Origin of the sequence: Halobacillus sp. Cin3 (genome assembly GCF_947311855.1) — a bacterium.
Classification (GTDB): Bacteria; Bacillota; Bacilli; order Bacillales; family Halobacillaceae; genus Halobacillus; species Halobacillus kuroshimensis.
Window position 1 is genome coordinate 589,146 of sequence record NZ_CAMZMV010000001.1, and the last position, 14,364, is coordinate 603,509.

17 protein-coding genes are annotated in these 14,364 nt (G+C 47.8%); 16 read left to right on the forward strand and 1 reads right to left on the reverse strand.

What is annotated here, in order from left to right; translation table 11 throughout:
• The first annotated feature begins 36 nt into the window (after positions 1 to 36).
• From fapR to rnc, 6 genes are all read left to right on the forward strand, one after another.
• Positions 37 to 597, forward strand: a complete 561-nt coding sequence (gene fapR / locus QMA39_RS03240; RefSeq protein WP_027954172.1) for a transcription factor FapR — start codon at positions 37 to 39, stop codon at positions 595 to 597.
• A gap of 15 nt (positions 598 to 612) precedes the next feature.
• Entirely contained in the window at positions 613 to 1,617 is a 1,005-nt protein-coding gene (plsX, locus tag QMA39_RS03245; RefSeq protein WP_027954173.1) for a phosphate acyltransferase PlsX, read from the forward strand.
• Positions 1,614 to 2,555 (forward strand): ACP S-malonyltransferase, encoded by a 942-nt coding sequence (fabD, locus tag QMA39_RS03250; RefSeq protein ID WP_027954174.1) that lies wholly within the window; start codon positions 1,614 to 1,616, stop codon positions 2,553 to 2,555. Before plsX ends, fabD begins: the two co-directional genes overlap by 4 nt.
• Entirely contained in the window at positions 2,555 to 3,295 is a 741-nt protein-coding gene (gene fabG, locus QMA39_RS03255) for a 3-oxoacyl-[acyl-carrier-protein] reductase (protein ID WP_027954175.1), read from the forward strand. The genes fabD and fabG overlap by 1 nt, the downstream gene beginning before the upstream one ends.
• A gap of 61 nt (positions 3,296 to 3,356) precedes the next feature.
• Positions 3,357 to 3,590 carry an acyl carrier protein gene (gene acpP / locus QMA39_RS03260; protein WP_027954176.1) on the forward strand — a complete coding sequence of 78 codons (234 nt, stop codon included), beginning with the start codon at positions 3,357 to 3,359 and terminating at the stop codon, positions 3,588 to 3,590.
• A gap of 75 nt (positions 3,591 to 3,665) precedes the next feature.
• Complete coding sequence (gene rnc, locus QMA39_RS03265) at positions 3,666 to 4,358, forward strand: ribonuclease III (protein ID WP_027954177.1); 693 nt, start codon at positions 3,666 to 3,668, stop codon at positions 4,356 to 4,358.
• A gap of 45 nt (positions 4,359 to 4,403) precedes the next feature.
• Here the strand turns inward: rnc and QMA39_RS03270 are convergent, their stop codons facing one another.
• Positions 4,404 to 4,625, reverse strand: a complete 222-nt coding sequence (locus QMA39_RS03270; protein WP_027954178.1) for a DUF1128 domain-containing protein — start codon at positions 4,623 to 4,625, stop codon at positions 4,404 to 4,406.
• A 184-nt stretch (positions 4,626 to 4,809) separates the two neighbouring features.
• On the opposite strand from QMA39_RS03270, the gene smc reads away from it, so the two are divergent.
• From smc to rplS, 10 genes are all read left to right on the forward strand, one after another.
• Positions 4,810 to 8,370, forward strand: a complete 3,561-nt coding sequence (smc, locus tag QMA39_RS03275) for a chromosome segregation protein SMC (protein ID WP_281657981.1) — start codon at positions 4,810 to 4,812, stop codon at positions 8,368 to 8,370.
• A 337-nt stretch (positions 8,371 to 8,707) separates the two neighbouring features.
• Complete coding sequence (ftsY, locus tag QMA39_RS03280; protein WP_051254634.1) at positions 8,708 to 9,718, forward strand: signal recognition particle-docking protein FtsY; 1,011 nt, start codon at positions 8,708 to 8,710, stop codon at positions 9,716 to 9,718.
• Between the two features lie 90 nt (positions 9,719 to 9,808).
• Positions 9,809 to 10,138: a putative DNA-binding protein gene (locus QMA39_RS03285; RefSeq protein ID WP_027954181.1), complete on the forward strand. Its 330-nt coding sequence runs from the start codon at positions 9,809 to 9,811 to the stop codon at positions 10,136 to 10,138.
• 13 nt (positions 10,139 to 10,151) lie between these two features.
• Positions 10,152 to 11,492 carry a signal recognition particle protein gene (gene ffh / locus QMA39_RS03290; RefSeq protein WP_027954182.1) on the forward strand — a complete coding sequence of 447 codons (1,341 nt, stop codon included), beginning with the start codon at positions 10,152 to 10,154 and terminating at the stop codon, positions 11,490 to 11,492.
• A 90-nt stretch (positions 11,493 to 11,582) separates the two neighbouring features.
• Complete coding sequence (gene rpsP, locus QMA39_RS03295) at positions 11,583 to 11,852, forward strand: 30S ribosomal protein S16 (RefSeq protein ID WP_027954183.1); 270 nt, start codon at positions 11,583 to 11,585, stop codon at positions 11,850 to 11,852.
• A gap of 18 nt (positions 11,853 to 11,870) precedes the next feature.
• Positions 11,871 to 12,098, forward strand: a complete 228-nt coding sequence (locus QMA39_RS03300; protein WP_027954184.1) for a KH domain-containing protein — start codon at positions 11,871 to 11,873, stop codon at positions 12,096 to 12,098.
• Positions 12,099 to 12,164: 66 nt separating this feature from the next.
• Positions 12,165 to 12,551, forward strand: coding sequence for a YlqD family protein (locus QMA39_RS03305; RefSeq protein WP_027954185.1), 387 nt, complete (start codon positions 12,165 to 12,167; stop codon positions 12,549 to 12,551).
• Positions 12,552 to 12,555: 4 nt separating this feature from the next.
• Entirely contained in the window at positions 12,556 to 13,071 is a 516-nt protein-coding gene (rimM, locus tag QMA39_RS03310) for a ribosome maturation factor RimM (protein WP_281657983.1), read from the forward strand.
• Between the two features lies 1 nt (position 13,072).
• Positions 13,073 to 13,801: a tRNA (guanosine(37)-N1)-methyltransferase TrmD gene (gene trmD / locus QMA39_RS03315; protein WP_281657984.1), complete on the forward strand. Its 729-nt coding sequence runs from the start codon at positions 13,073 to 13,075 to the stop codon at positions 13,799 to 13,801.
• Between the two features lie 131 nt (positions 13,802 to 13,932).
• Positions 13,933 to 14,277 carry a 50S ribosomal protein L19 gene (gene rplS, locus QMA39_RS03320; RefSeq protein ID WP_027954188.1) on the forward strand — a complete coding sequence of 115 codons (345 nt, stop codon included), beginning with the start codon at positions 13,933 to 13,935 and terminating at the stop codon, positions 14,275 to 14,277.
• Positions 14,278 to 14,364: the final 87 nt, after the last annotated feature.

Genomic DNA, 14,364 nt, shown 5'->3' on the forward strand with positions numbered 1-14,364 from the left:
AACGAGACTTATGGCTGGATGAACGGTGGTATTTGTGTGAAGAAAACCAAGAGAGTACGTCAGGAAGAACTGAAGACACGTATTGAGCAAATGCCTTTCACAACGGATGAAGAACTCGCTAAATCCTTTGGTGTCAGCATACAGACGATCCGTCTCGACAGGATGGAGCTCGGAATTCCCGAGCTGCGGGAGCGCATAAAATCGGTGGCCACACAGGAATGGAATGAGACGGTGAAAGCTCTGCCGGTTGAAGAAATCATTGGAGAGGTCGTTGATTTAGAGCTTGATGACCGTGCCATTTCCATATTGGATATCCGTCCGGAACACGTCTTTTCAAGAAATCATATCGCTCGGGGGCACCATCTGTTTGCCCAGGCCAATTCACTAGCTGTCGCTTTGATCAATGATGAACTGGCTTTGACAGCCCGGTCGACGATTCATTTTTCCAGACCGGTCAAACTGGGTGAACGCGTGGTAGCGAAGGCGACGGCCAAAGGTGAAGATGATAAAGGACGAACGATCGTAAGCGTCCACAGTTTTGTTGGAAACGAGGAAGTGTTTGCCGGTACATTTGAAATGTACCGCTCGAATCAGTAAAGGAGTCGAATGTTCATGAAGTTAGCCATTGATGCAATGGGCGGGGACAACGCCCCTGAAGCCATTGTGAAAGGAGCTGTCAAGGCAGCTGAAACGATTGATGGTTTGTCCATCACACTTGTAGGAGACGAATCACAAATCCGTCCGTTTTTGAAAGAGCAGCCGAATATAACGGTCTTACATACAACAGAAATGATTACTTCGGAAGACGAACCCGTAAGGGCTGTACGCAGAAAGAAAAAAGCTTCCATGGTCATGGCTGCGACGGAAGTGAAAGAGGGGCGTGCGGATGGGTGCATCTCTGCCGGTAATACAGGCGCTCTTATGAGTGCAGGTCTTTTCATCGTCGGCCGCATGCCCGGTGTGGAACGGCCGGCTTTGAGTCCTACCCTCCCCACGATGGATGGAAAAGGCTTTTTAATGCTTGATGTTGGAGCGAACGTCGATGCCAAACCGGCCCACCTGCTGCAGTATGCCGTCATCGGTTCGATTTACTCAGAAAACGTCCGGAAAATCAACAACCCAAGAGTGGGGCTGTTAAATGTCGGAACGGAAGATGGAAAAGGAAGCGACCTTACGAAGCAGGCGTTTCAGCTCATGAAGGAAGCGCCGATTAACTTTGTTGGGAATGTGGAATCCCGCGATCTCCTTAATGGGGTCGCTGATGTCGTCGTAACAGACGGATTCACAGGAAACGTCGCTTTGAAAACAATAGAAGGAACGGCTCTTACGATGTTTTCCATGATGAAGGAGACATTTATGAGCAGCTGGAAAACGAAAATTGCTGCCGGACTCGTGAAAGATGAGCTCCGCGGCCTGAAAAACCAGCTGGACTATAGTGAATACGGGGGAGCCGGTTTGTTCGGCCTTGCCTCACCGGTTATTAAAGCCCACGGCTCCTCAAATGAGCGTGCTGTGCTGAATGCGATCCGCCAGGCATGTGAAATGGTTGAACTGAATGTAACAGAAACCATCTCCAGTACGCTGGACCGGATGAAGGAAAAGGAGGAATCAGAATGAAAAAGATTGCAGTCGTTTTTCCGGGCCAAGGCTCCCAGGAAGTCGGAATGGGACGGGCGATGTATGAAGCCTATCCTTCTGTGAAAGAATTGTTTGATAGAGCTGACGAAAGTCTCGGGTATTCCCTTACTTCCCTGATGTTTGAAGGCCCGGTCGAAGAACTCACGAAAACGGAAAATGCCCAGCCTGCTCTGCTGTTAAACAGTATTGCCATCCAGCAGGTGCTGACTGAAGAAGGAATCACACCAGATATGACGGCGGGACACAGTCTTGGTGAATATAGTGCTTTGACTGCTGCCGGGGCTCTGGACCCGCTTGAAGCGGTTCAGCTTGTCCATATCCGCGGAAAACTCATGGAGGAAGCGTACCCGACCGGGAAAGGTACGATGGCCGCTGTACTTGGACTTTCCCAGGAGGAAATCGAGGATGTCCTGACAGGGTTCGACGGAGAAAAAGCCGTTGATCTCGCTAATATTAACTGTCCGGGGCAGATCGTCATCTCTGGTACAAAAGAAGGCGTGGAGGAAGCGAGTGGACAATTGAAGGAAAAAGGCGCAAAACGTGTTCTGCCTTTGAACGTGAGCGGTCCTTTCCACTCCCGACTTATGGAACCCGCGAGTGAAGAATTCGCCGGTCATCTGGACGCCCGTACCATCAGGGATGCTTCCATTCCAGTATACGCCAACGTATCAGCGGAAGCTGTCACGGAGGCAGAAACGATTGAACGTCTGCTTGTTGAGCAGCTTTATTCTCCCGTGCGTTTTCAACAAATTCTTGAGGCATTTGTCGAAGAAGAAGTCGATGCCATCGTAGAAGTAGGGCAGGGGAAAGTTCTCAGCGGCCTTGTGAGAAAAGTCCAGCGCCGGATGAAGTCATTCAGTGTTCAGGATCCAGATTCATTAAAGGATTTTGTAAAGTGGTATAAGGAGGAAGCCTGATGTTGAACGAACAAGTAGCTCTCGTTACAGGAGCATCACGTGGCATAGGCCGTGCCATCGCTTTAGAACTTGCGCGACAAGGAGCTAAAGTGGCGGTCAATTATGCAGGAAGTGAAGATAAGGCGGAAGCGGTCGTGCAGGAAATCATTGCCGGCGGTGGTTCAGCTATGAAGATCCAGGCCGATGTAGCCAGCGAAGAAGATGTGAAGCAGATGGTGAAAGCGGTCGTCGATGAGTTCGGACGCCTGGACATTCTAGTCAATAATGCCGGAATCACCAAGGATAACCTTCTCATGCGTATGAAGGAAGAGGAATTTGATTCTGTTATCAATACGAATCTGAAGGGTGTTTTCCTCTGCACGAAAGGGGTTACCCGTCAGATGATGAAACAGAAGTACGGCCGGATTATTAATGTAGCCTCCATCGTCGGCGTTTCCGGGAACCCCGGACAGGCGAACTATGTGGCTGCGAAGGCAGGCGTCATCGGGATGACGAAATCCAATGCCAAGGAATTGGCGGCCCGTAATATTCAGGTGAACGCTGTAGCTCCCGGTTATATCACAACCGATATGACGGATGCTCTAACAGAAGAACAGCGTGAGCAGATGCTTGCCCTTATTCCATTGAAACGTCTGGGAGAAGGGGAGGATGTGGCGAGAGTGGTCCGTTTCCTGGCCTCAGAAGACGCCGCTTATATGACCGGACAGACGCTTCATGTGGATGGCGGAATGGTCATGTAAAAACCACTATGGTTTTTCTCTGCAAAATTTACTATAATGACTGAAGGGAGGTGAGGTTCCAATGGCAGAAACATTTGATCGCGTAAAACAGATCATCGTCGACCGTCTAGATGTTGACGAATCCAAAGTAGTTATGGAAGCTTCCTTCAAAGAAGATCTTGAAGCAGACTCTCTTGACGTAGTAGAGCTTGTAATGGAGCTTGAAGACGAGTTTGATATGGAAATTTCTGATGAAGAAGCTGAAAAAATCAATACAGTTGGCGACGCTGTGAATTACATAAGCAGCCAGTCATAAAAAGGTCAGCTGTCCGTTGTTCAACGGGCAGCCTTTCCTGTATTCAGAAACTTTTAGTAAAGGACAAGGTGATTTATGGGTGATTTCTCCAGTTTCCAGAAGCAGATAAATCAATCATTTCAGAACATTTCGTTGCTGGAGCAGGCTTTCACGCATTCATCTTATGTGAATGAGCATCGTAAAACCGACCGGGAGGACAACGAGCGTCTTGAATTTCTCGGGGATGCTGTTTTGGAGCTTGGTGTTTCCCAGTATCTATACCGGGAGTTTCCGGATATGGCCGAAGGGGAGCTGACGAAGTTCAGAGCCTCGATCGTCTGCGAAGCCTCATTGGTCGAGTTTGCCAATGAACTGAATTTTCAGGACTTGATCCTTCTCGGCAAGGGCGAGGAATTGACGGGCGGACGCAACAGGCCTGCTCTATTGGCAGACGTATTTGAAGCCTTTATCGGCGCGTTATATCTGGATCAGGGGTATGAGGCGGTTATTCGGTTTTTGAAGACCTACGTCTATCCGAGAGTCCAAAAAGGTGCTTTTTCTCATGCGATGGATTATAAAAGCCAGCTGCAGGAGTTTATACAGCGGGATAAAAACAGTAAAATTGAGTACGAAATTGTGGAAGAAAGAGGCCCAGCACACAGCCGGGAATTTATCGCTCACGTGATGATCCAGGATGACATCGGCGGTATCGGCGTCGGGCGTACGAAGAAGGAAGCAGAGCAGAAAGCAGCTCAGCAGGCTTTAGAGAATCAGGGCGCTCGATTTTAAAAAGGACCGTCATCAGCCTTAAGCGGCTGTAGACGGTCCTTTTTTTCATCGCCGGTACTGGCCCAGTTCCTGGACAAATGCCTGGATTTCAGAAACACTGAGCTGGCCCTTCATATTGATGATGTCGTAGAGGGATTTGATTTCCTCATATTTGTCTAAATCATAATCCTCCGGTTTCATAAGGGAACGATTGACCACCTGCAGTTTTTCGGCCATATCGTCAATGATAAATGCAAGATTCTCTTGTTTTGGTTCTTGTAAACTCAAAAGCTGATTCCTCCTTCGGCTGACTTCATCCGGTTTAGTACATATGATAAAGGACTTTGTCCAATTTTGAAACCCTTTGACGGTAGGAAAAGAACGCTGGAGGCTTCCTACCGTAGGGAAAGTGTTTATGATAAAATATATTAGTTGAGTGAATGAAAGATTGTGAAGATACAGGAGGATGACTATGTTCCTCAAACAGTTGGATACTATTGGATTTAAATCATTTGCCGACAGGGTGACCGTGGATTTCGTTTCAGGCGTTACATCTGTGGTCGGTCCGAACGGCAGTGGGAAAAGTAATATAACAGATGCCATCCGCTGGGTGCTCGGAGAGCAGTCGGCCCGTTCCCTGCGCGGTGCGAAGATGGAAGATATTATATTTGCAGGGAGCGACTCGCGTTCTGCCCTGAATATGGCAGAAGTGACCCTTACGCTCGATAACGAAGATCAGACCCTGCCGCTGGATTACCAGGAGGTCAGTGTAACAAGAAGGGTTTACCGATCAGGAGAAAGTGAATTTTACATCAATAACCAGACATGCCGGTTGAAGGATATTATTGACTTATTTATGGATTCTGGTCTTGGGAGAGAAGCTTTTTCCATTATCAGCCAAGGGAAAGTCGAGGAAATTCTAAGCTCGAAGGCTGAAGAGCGCCGGACCATTTTCGAAGAGGCGGCCGGTGTCCTTAAATATAAACAACGGAAGAAAAAAGCCGAATATAAACTCGCAGAGACTCAGGAGAACCTGAACCGTGTGGAAGACATCATTCATGAAATCGATGGACAGCTGGAACCTTTGAAAGAACAGGCCGCTGTGGCTGAAGATTACCTGGAGAAAAAAGAAGAGTTGAAGCATATCGAAATTTCCCTTTTGATTACTCAGATTGAGGGTCTCCACAAGGATTGGCAGCTTGTTCTAAAGGAACTGGAAGAGGTCAAGAACGGAGAAGCGGCGTTGAAGGCTGATATCACCGCCCGGCAGGAATCCGTGGAGTCGAAGCGGGACCGCATTCAAAAGCTGGATGAGTCCTTGGAAAGTCTTCAGGAAAAACTGGTGGAGCTGACGAGGGAACTTGAGAACCTGGAAGGTAAAAAGCAGCTCATGAAAGAGCGGCATAAACATTTCGAAGAGAACAAATCCAAACTTGAAGAAGCCTACGAAGAACTCTCGAACAAACTTGAGACACTGAAGGCCGTAACGGCAGAAGAAACCTCCAAATTGGAGGAGGTTCGGGAAAAAAGGCGGAAATCCAAGCGGGAGCTCAAGGAAACGAATCAGGCGCTCAATCAGAACCTGCAGGAGATGGAAGATCAGATTGAGGATTTAAAAAGTGATTATATCGAACTATTAAACAAGCAGGCCGCAAAACGAAATGAAAAACATCTGTTGGAAAAGCAGCTATCAGAACTGCATTCAAAAAAAGATGTTCAGAGTGGAAAATTCCAGGGCCTGAGAGAAGAGCGGGAAACGCTCGAAACGGAGCGCAGCCGGTTAACCGCAGAGCTTGAAAAACTAGCGGCTGACCGCAGCGAACTAGAAAGCAGCCTCCAGGAAGTGTCAGATTCGCTTGATGAAAACAAACAGGCGTATCAGGAATGGCAGGAAAAACTGTACAAAGGGTATCAATATCTTGAGAAGATGCGTTCCAAAAAGGAAATGCTGGAAGATATGAAAGAGGACTTCTCTGGTTATTTCCAAGGCGTAAGGGAAGTTTTGAAAGCGCGGCAGAATGGACGACTCTCCGGTATAGAAGGGGCCGTCCTTGAGTTGATTGATATCCCGTCCGCCTACATGACAGCCATCGAAACAGCCCTCGGAGCTCAGGCTCAGCACATTGTTGTCCAGGATGAAAAAGCAGGTAGACAGGCTATCCACTGGCTGAAAACCCAGCACAAAGGCCGAGCCACCTTCCTGCCGCTTTCCGCTATCCAGCCGCGGTATGTGACCGGCGCCGGTTCATTGAACGAGCAGGACGGCTATGTGGGGGTCGCAGCTGAACTGATCCACGTCCCGGATGTGTATGCCAAGGCCGTACAGCACCTTCTTGGCCATATCGTTGTAGCAGAAACCCTGGAACACGCGAATGCGATTGCCCGTGTGCTGAACCGGAAGTACCGCGTCGTCACACTGGAAGGAGATGTCGTTAATCCCGGCGGTTCCATGACGGGAGGAGCAAAAAAACAATCCGGCCAGTCGTTGTTTACCAGGGAAAAAGAGCTTCAGGAGACAACGGGAAAAATAAAGGATTATGAAAAGAAACTGCAGGATGTTGAACAAAAGGTTATGCAGCTGAAGCAAAGCCTGAGTGAACAGGAACAAGCGAAGGAGTCCTATGCGGAAAAGCTTTCTCATATGAAAAATAAAGAGTATGAAAAACAGTCCGATGCCAGGGAAAATGAAGTCAGATTGAATCATATTAACAGTCAGCTCCACCTTTACGATCAGGATCAGGCCCAGTTTGATCAAGATCGCACACAGGCGGATGACAGACTTCAAACCCTGACAGAGAACCTTGGCTCTCTTGAGGAGGAACTTGCCTCGACCCAGCAGAGGATCGAAGCTCTTACTGCAGCAAAGGACAGGCAGAAAGAAGATGAGGAGGCTCTTCAAAAGCGGCGTCAAGAACTACAGATCAAGCTCGCCGAGCAGGAATCGGCCGTCCATAACCAACAGGAAAAGGTCAGCCGTTATGAAGAGGAGAAAGCACTGATCGAGCAGGAGCTTCGTGGCAATAAAGCTTCCTATCAGCAGCTGATGGAAGTGGTGGAATCCAATCAAACCGAAGAAGAATTAACAGAGCTGATCAAAAATGCTGGACAGGAGAAAACGGCAGCCTCAAAAGATATTCAGTCCCTTCGCAAAGAACGGTCGGATATCAGTGCCGATGTGCATAAAGAGGATGCATCTCTGAAGGAACACAACCGGCTGCATCAGAACTATCTGCAGGATATTCAGCAGAAAGAAGTCAAAGCCAATCGTCTGGACGTAGAGCTTGATAATCTTCTCACGTACCTGCAGGAAGAATACGTGATGACATTTGAAAAGGCGAAACGGGATTACGATACCGTTGAGGATGTTGATCAGGCTGCAACGAGAGTGAAACTGATCAAACGGTCCATTGAAGAGCTTGGAACCGTCAACCTTGGATCTATTGACGAATATGAACGTATCAAAGAGCGCTACGAGTTTCTTAAAGGCCAGCAGGATGACCTTTTGGAAGCGAAAGGAACCCTCCATAGTGTCATTAATGAAATGGACGGGGAAATGAAACGGAAATTTGAAGATACCTTCACGAAGATCCGTGCCGAATTCAATGAAGTATTCCGGACACTCTTCGGAGGCGGTCGTGCCGATCTTCAGCTTACCGATCCGGAGAACATGCTGGAAACCGGTGTGGATATTGTCGCTCAGCCGCCTGGTAAGAAACTTCAGAACCTGAGTCTTTTATCTGGTGGTGAAAGAGCGTTGACAGCCATTGCCCTGCTGTTTTCTATATTAAGAGTCCGCCCCGTACCTTTCTGTGTCCTGGACGAAGTGGAAGCGGCTCTTGATGAAGCTAACGTCGACCGGTTTGCCCGGTTCCTGAAAGAATTCAGCAGAAATACACAGTTTATCGTGATCACCCACCGTAAGGGAACAATGGAAGAGTCGGATGTCCTGTATGGAGTAACGATGCAGGAATCCGGCGTGTCGAAACTTGTTTCCGTCCGTTTGGAAGAAACACCTGAACTAATGGAAGCATAGAAAGGAAGATTGGATGAGTTTTTTCAAAAAGCTGAAAGATAAATTTGTGAAAGAGCAGGATGCTGAGGAGGAAAACAAGGATCAACACCCTTCTGATCCTGCAGAAGGCGACAGTTCTGTTTCTTCAGATTCTGCAGATGAGGAGTCTTCTCCTGAAGTTTCTACTTCCCTCCCAGAAAAAGAGGAACCGCCCGTGAACGAGGAGCCTGCAGGGAGAGGGAGCGTTGATTCTCATGCTACCGGAACGGAAGAGGAAGACAGGGAAGAGGATGCCGATCCAGATGTACCCGGGACAGAAGAGGAAGAAGGTAGTGTCGGACCTGAAGCCGGAAATCCTGTGGAGGACGACGAGGGCGAACGTCCATCCGGGGCTGTAGAGGAAGAGGACGAGAAAGAAACGATCGCTTCCAAGTTTAAAAAAGGACTGGCCAAAACGAGGAATTCCTTCTCAAGTAAAATCAATGACCTTGTGGCCCGCTACCGTACTGTAGATGAAGACTTCTTTGAAGAATTGGAGGAAGTGCTGATTTCTGCTGACGTTGGAGTAACCACCGTCATGGAAATGATTGAAGAACTTGAGATGGAAGTGAAACGCCGGAATGTCCAGGATCCACAGAAGGTCAAGGAAATCATTTCTGAAAAACTGGTGGACATTTATTATGGAGACGACGATGCAGGAGAAGTGGAAGGCCTGACGGAAAATCCGGATGGTCTGACCGTGTACCTGTTTGTCGGAGTCAACGGTGTCGGAAAAACGACAACCATCGGGAAGCTGGCCCACCGCTTGAAATCCGAAGGAAAAAAAGTCACGCTGGCTGCCGGAGATACGTTCAGAGCCGGTGCTATTGAACAGTTGGAAGAGTGGGGGAGCCGCGTAGGAGTCAACGTCACGAAGCATTCAGAGGGCAGTGATCCGGCTGCCGTGGTTTATGACGGCATAAAAGCGGCTGAATCCCGCGGCGCGGATGTGCTGATTTGTGATACGGCAGGCCGCCTGCAGAATAAAGTCAATCTCATGAATGAGCTTTCCAAGGTGAAGCGGGTCATTGAACGTGAAATCCCTGGTGCTCCTCACGAGGTTCTGCTCGTACTGGATGCAACAACCGGTCAAAATGCCATGAGCCAGGCGAAAACTTTCGCAGAGGTAACAGACGTATCCGGGATCGTATTGTCGAAGCTTGACGGAACGGCTAAAGGCGGGATCGTCCTTGCCATCCGGAATGAATTGGAAATCCCGGTCAAGCTGGTCGGGCTTGGTGAAAAAGTGACCGATCTCGAAACGTTTGATGCCCACGCCTTTGTCTATGGGCTGTTTGCTGACATGATAGAGGAGTACGAAGAGGATTAAGAAAATACGCTGTAAACCTTGACACACATGGACCCGCTCCGTTAATATTTATGTGTAAAGGTATTTCACTTAACAAGGAGTGCTACAAGCGTGCTTGAAAAGACGACAAGAATCAATTACCTATTCGATTTTTACCAATCGCTGCTGACTCCTAAACAGAGAAATTACATGGAGTTGTATTATCTGGAAGATTATTCTCTTGGTGAAATATCCGAGACCTTTGAAGTATCCCGTCAAGCGGTGTATGATAATATCCGCCGGACGGAAACCATGCTTGAAGAATATGAAAAAAAGCTTCATTTATATGAGAAATTCCAAAAACGCCAGCAGGTAATGGCGGAAATGGAAGCTGCTGTTGATAAAAAGGAGCTTCCAGAGCACACGGCCGTCTGGCTTGATCAATTACAAGAATTAGAATAGGAGGGTTTCTTCGATGGCATTTGAAGGTTTATCCGACCGTTTGCAGGAAACGATTAAAAAAATCAAAGGCAAAGGGAAGGTAACCGAACAAGACGTAAAAGAGATGACGCGGGAAGTCCGTCTCGCCCTCCTCGAGGCCGATGTTAACTTCAAAGTAGTGAAGGATTTCGTCAAACGTATTCGTGAACGGGCTGTCGGCCAGGAAGTTATGGAAAGTCTGACTCCGGGCCAGCAGGTCATTAAAGTCGTTCAAGAAGAGCTGACCGAGCTCATGGGCGGCAATGAAAGTAAAATTGCCGTAGCCAAGCGTCCTCCAACCGTCATTATGATGGTTGGTCTTCAGGGTGCCGGTAAAACAACGACCACGGGAAAACTGGCAAACCTTCTTCGTAAGAGTTACAACCGTAACCCGATGCTGGTTGCTGCTGACGTCTATCGTCCGGCCGCCATCCAGCAGCTGGAAACGCTCGGGAAGCAGCTGGGCATGCCGGTTCACGCTGAAGGGACAGAGGCGGACCCTGTGGACATTGCGCGCAATGCGGTTGCCAAAGCGAAAGAGGAACATCACGACTATGTTCTTATCGATACTGCCGGCCGCCTTCATATTGACGGAGATCTTATGGGGGAACTGCAGCAGATCAAGGATGCTGTCAACCCGGATGAAATTTTCCTTGTCGTCGACTCCATGACCGGACAGGATGCCGTCAACGTAGCGGAAAGCTTTGATGAACAGCTGGATGTCAGCGGCGTTCTTTTGACGAAGCTTGATGGCGACACCCGTGGTGGTGCGGCACTGTCCATCAAGGCCGTCACTGGAAAACCGATTAAATTTGCCGGTATGGGAGAAAAGCTGGATCAGCTTGAAGTTTTCCACCCCGAGCGTATGGCCTCCCGTATCCTTGGTATGGGAGACGTGCTCACTCTTATTGAAAAGGCTCAGACACAGGTCGACGAAAAACAGGCCAAAGAGCTGGAATCAAAAATGAGGAATGCTTCTTTCACGTTTGAGGATTTCCTTGAGCAGATGGAGCAGGTGAAGAACATGGGGCCGCTCGATGAGATCTTGAATATGATCCCCGGAGCCAACAAGATGAAAGGACTGCAGAATGTCTCCTTTGACGATAAACAGATCGTCCATGTGGAAGCAATTATTCAGTCTATGACCAAGCATGAGCGTCAGGATCCGTCATTAATGAATGCCGGCCGTAAAAAACGGATTGCCAAAGGTTCAGGTACGTCTGTTTCAGAAGTCAACCGTCTTTTGAAACAGTTTGAAGAAATGAAGAAAATGATGAAGCAGATGAGCAATACCAAAGGGAAAAAAGGCCGCGGAATGAAATTTCCGTTTATGTAATGGAAAAAACCTTTACACACCCTTGAAGTTCTGCTAAAATCTAATTCTGTGTGAAACAATTAATTAAAGAAATTTTGGAGGTTGTTAAATATGGCAGTAAAAATTCGCCTAAAACGTATGGGATCCAAGCGTAACCCATTTTATCGTGTAGTAGTTGCAGATTCCCGCTCTCCTCGTGATGGCCGCATCATCGAGCAGATTGGAACATATAACCCGGTTGTAAACCCAGTTGAGGTTAAAATCGACGCTGAAAAAGCGATCGACTGGATGTCCAACGGTGCCAAGCCGAGCGATACAGTCCGTAACCTATTCTCTAACGAAGGCATCATGAAGCAGTTCCACGATAAGAAAAACCAATAATAAAATAGTGGTGATATCATGAAAGCCTTAATCGAAACGATCGTCACTCCGCTTGTCGATCATCCTGATGACATCAAGGTGGATGTGAAAGAAGAAGAGCACAAAATGGTGTATCATCTTTCCGTCCATCCGGATGATGTCGGTAAGGTGATCGGAAAAAACGGGCGGATAGCGAAAGCGATTCGAACTGTCGTGTATGCGGCAGGCTCTGATTCTGATAAAAGAATCTATTTGGATATCATGTAAGAAGGGAGAGGGAGAACCTTTCCCTTTTTTACTATGTAATCTTTAGGATAGGGAGGCGGTCAGTGCATGCAGATCATCAGAAAAGTACCTGTCAAACAAGTCCTGACAGATTCCAGCCGGGCCCAGCTTAAAGAAAGGTTCAACCAGAGGGAGCGCCAGCTTGATGAAGAATGCCGGCAGCTTGCTTTTGAACAGAAGAAACTGGAGCGCAAACCCGGTGTATCCAAACAGGAAGTGGAGCGGAGGTTTTCCCGTGAGATCGGCCGCCGGAAAGATCAGCTCAGGTGGGTGGAATATCAGCGTAAACAGCTTGATATCCTTCCAGATGGAAGCGAGCTGGAAACGGACGAAGTCGACACCCTTGTCACGATCGAGGAAGGTGACGTGTGGCAAGACATTGTCCAGGACCGCCAGATCATCATTAAAGATGGAAAAGTCATACGAGCGAGGTAATAACATGGATAGACAAATGTTTAATGTCGGAAAAATTATTAATACACATGGCATCAAAGGAGAAGTCAAAGTTCATCGAATCACGGATTTTGAAGAGCGCTTCCAGCCCGGGCAGCTTTTGTATTGGGTAAATGATAAACAGGAAACAAAGACCTTGGTCGTGCGTAGTCACCGGATCCATAAAGGATTCGATCTGATCAGCTTTGAGGGTCTTCCATCCATTAATGATGTGGAACCATTGAAGAACGTGACCTTGATGGTTTCAGAAGAGGAACAGGAAGAACTCGGAGATCATGAATTTTATTTTCATGAGATTATCGGATGTACCGTCTGCCTTGAATCAGGGGAAGAACTAGGGGTTATTAAAGAAATTCTGACACCGGGGGCCAACGACGTATGGGTCGTTAAGCGCCGGGGAAGCAAAGATCTGTTGATTCCTTATATCGAACCGGTTGTGAAGAAGGTAAATCCAACGGAAAAAACGATCATCATCGATCCAATAGAAGGGCTGCTGGACTGACATGCATATGGATATATTAACGCTGTTTCCAGAAATGTTCGAAGGTGTCCTACAGAATTCCATTATGAAGCGGGCTCGTGAGCAGCAGGCTTTTTCATATGAGTATGTGAATTTCCGTGATTACACAACAAGTAAGCATAATAAGGTGGATGACTATCCTTACGGGGGTGGAGCCGGTCTTGTACTCTCCCCGCAGCCAATTTTCGACAGCATTGAGGCCATCCGGGAAAAATCGGAAAAGTCTCCACGTGTCGTCCTGCTTTGTCCACAGGGGGAACCTTATTCCCAGCAGAAGGCGGAAGAACTTTCTGAGGAAGACCATCTTGTATTTATCTGCGGCCATTATGAAGGATATGATGAGCGCATCCGCCAAGAGCTTGTGACCGATGAGATTTCCATCGGAGACTACGTGCTCACTGGTGGTGAACTCGGAGCAATGGTGGTCATTGATTCCGTCGTCCGTCTGCTTCCCGGGGTGCTCGGAAATGAACAGTCGGCTCCGATGGATTCCTTTTCCAACGGCCTCCTGGAGCATCCTCATTATACGCGGCCGGCGGATTTCCGGGGGATGAAGGTCCCTGATGTCCTTCTTTCGGGCAATCACGCTAAAATCGATGAATGGAGACACAAAGAGTCTCTGAAGCGTACGTATGAACGCAGACCGGACCTGTTAGAGAAGAAAGAGCTGTCGGATCAGGAAAAAACATGGCTCGATGAGTGGAAAAATTAACAGCCGACGGTTGAAGTTTTTCTCCCCCTATGGTATATTAAATTTTGTGCTTAAACGATCGGTTTAAGTGGAAAACGATGTTCCGCTGCCTCTTAGAAGACAAGAGCATTAGTTAAAAAGGAGTGAAGATCATGCAACAGTTGATTCATGACATTACAAAAGAACAGCTTCGTACAGATCACCCTGACTTCCGTCCTGGTGACACTGTCAAAGTACACGTGAAGGTTGTCGAAGGCACCCGTGAGCGTATCCAGGTATTCGAAGGTGTTGTTATTAAACGTCAGAACGGTGGAATCAGCGAAACATTCACAGTTCGTAAGATTACTTACGGTACAGGTGTTGAGCGTACATTCCCAGTTCATTCACCACGTATTGCTAAAATCGAACGTTCCCGTCGTGGTAAAGTACGCCGTGCGAAACTTTACTATCTACGTAACCTTCGTGGTAAAGCAGCACGTATTAAAGAAATTATCTAAACCGGTGAAAAGGAGCTTGCGTATGCCAAGCTCCTTTTTTCTACTTTATAATAAGTTCCAGCTGTTATACGATGAAAACAGCGAAGA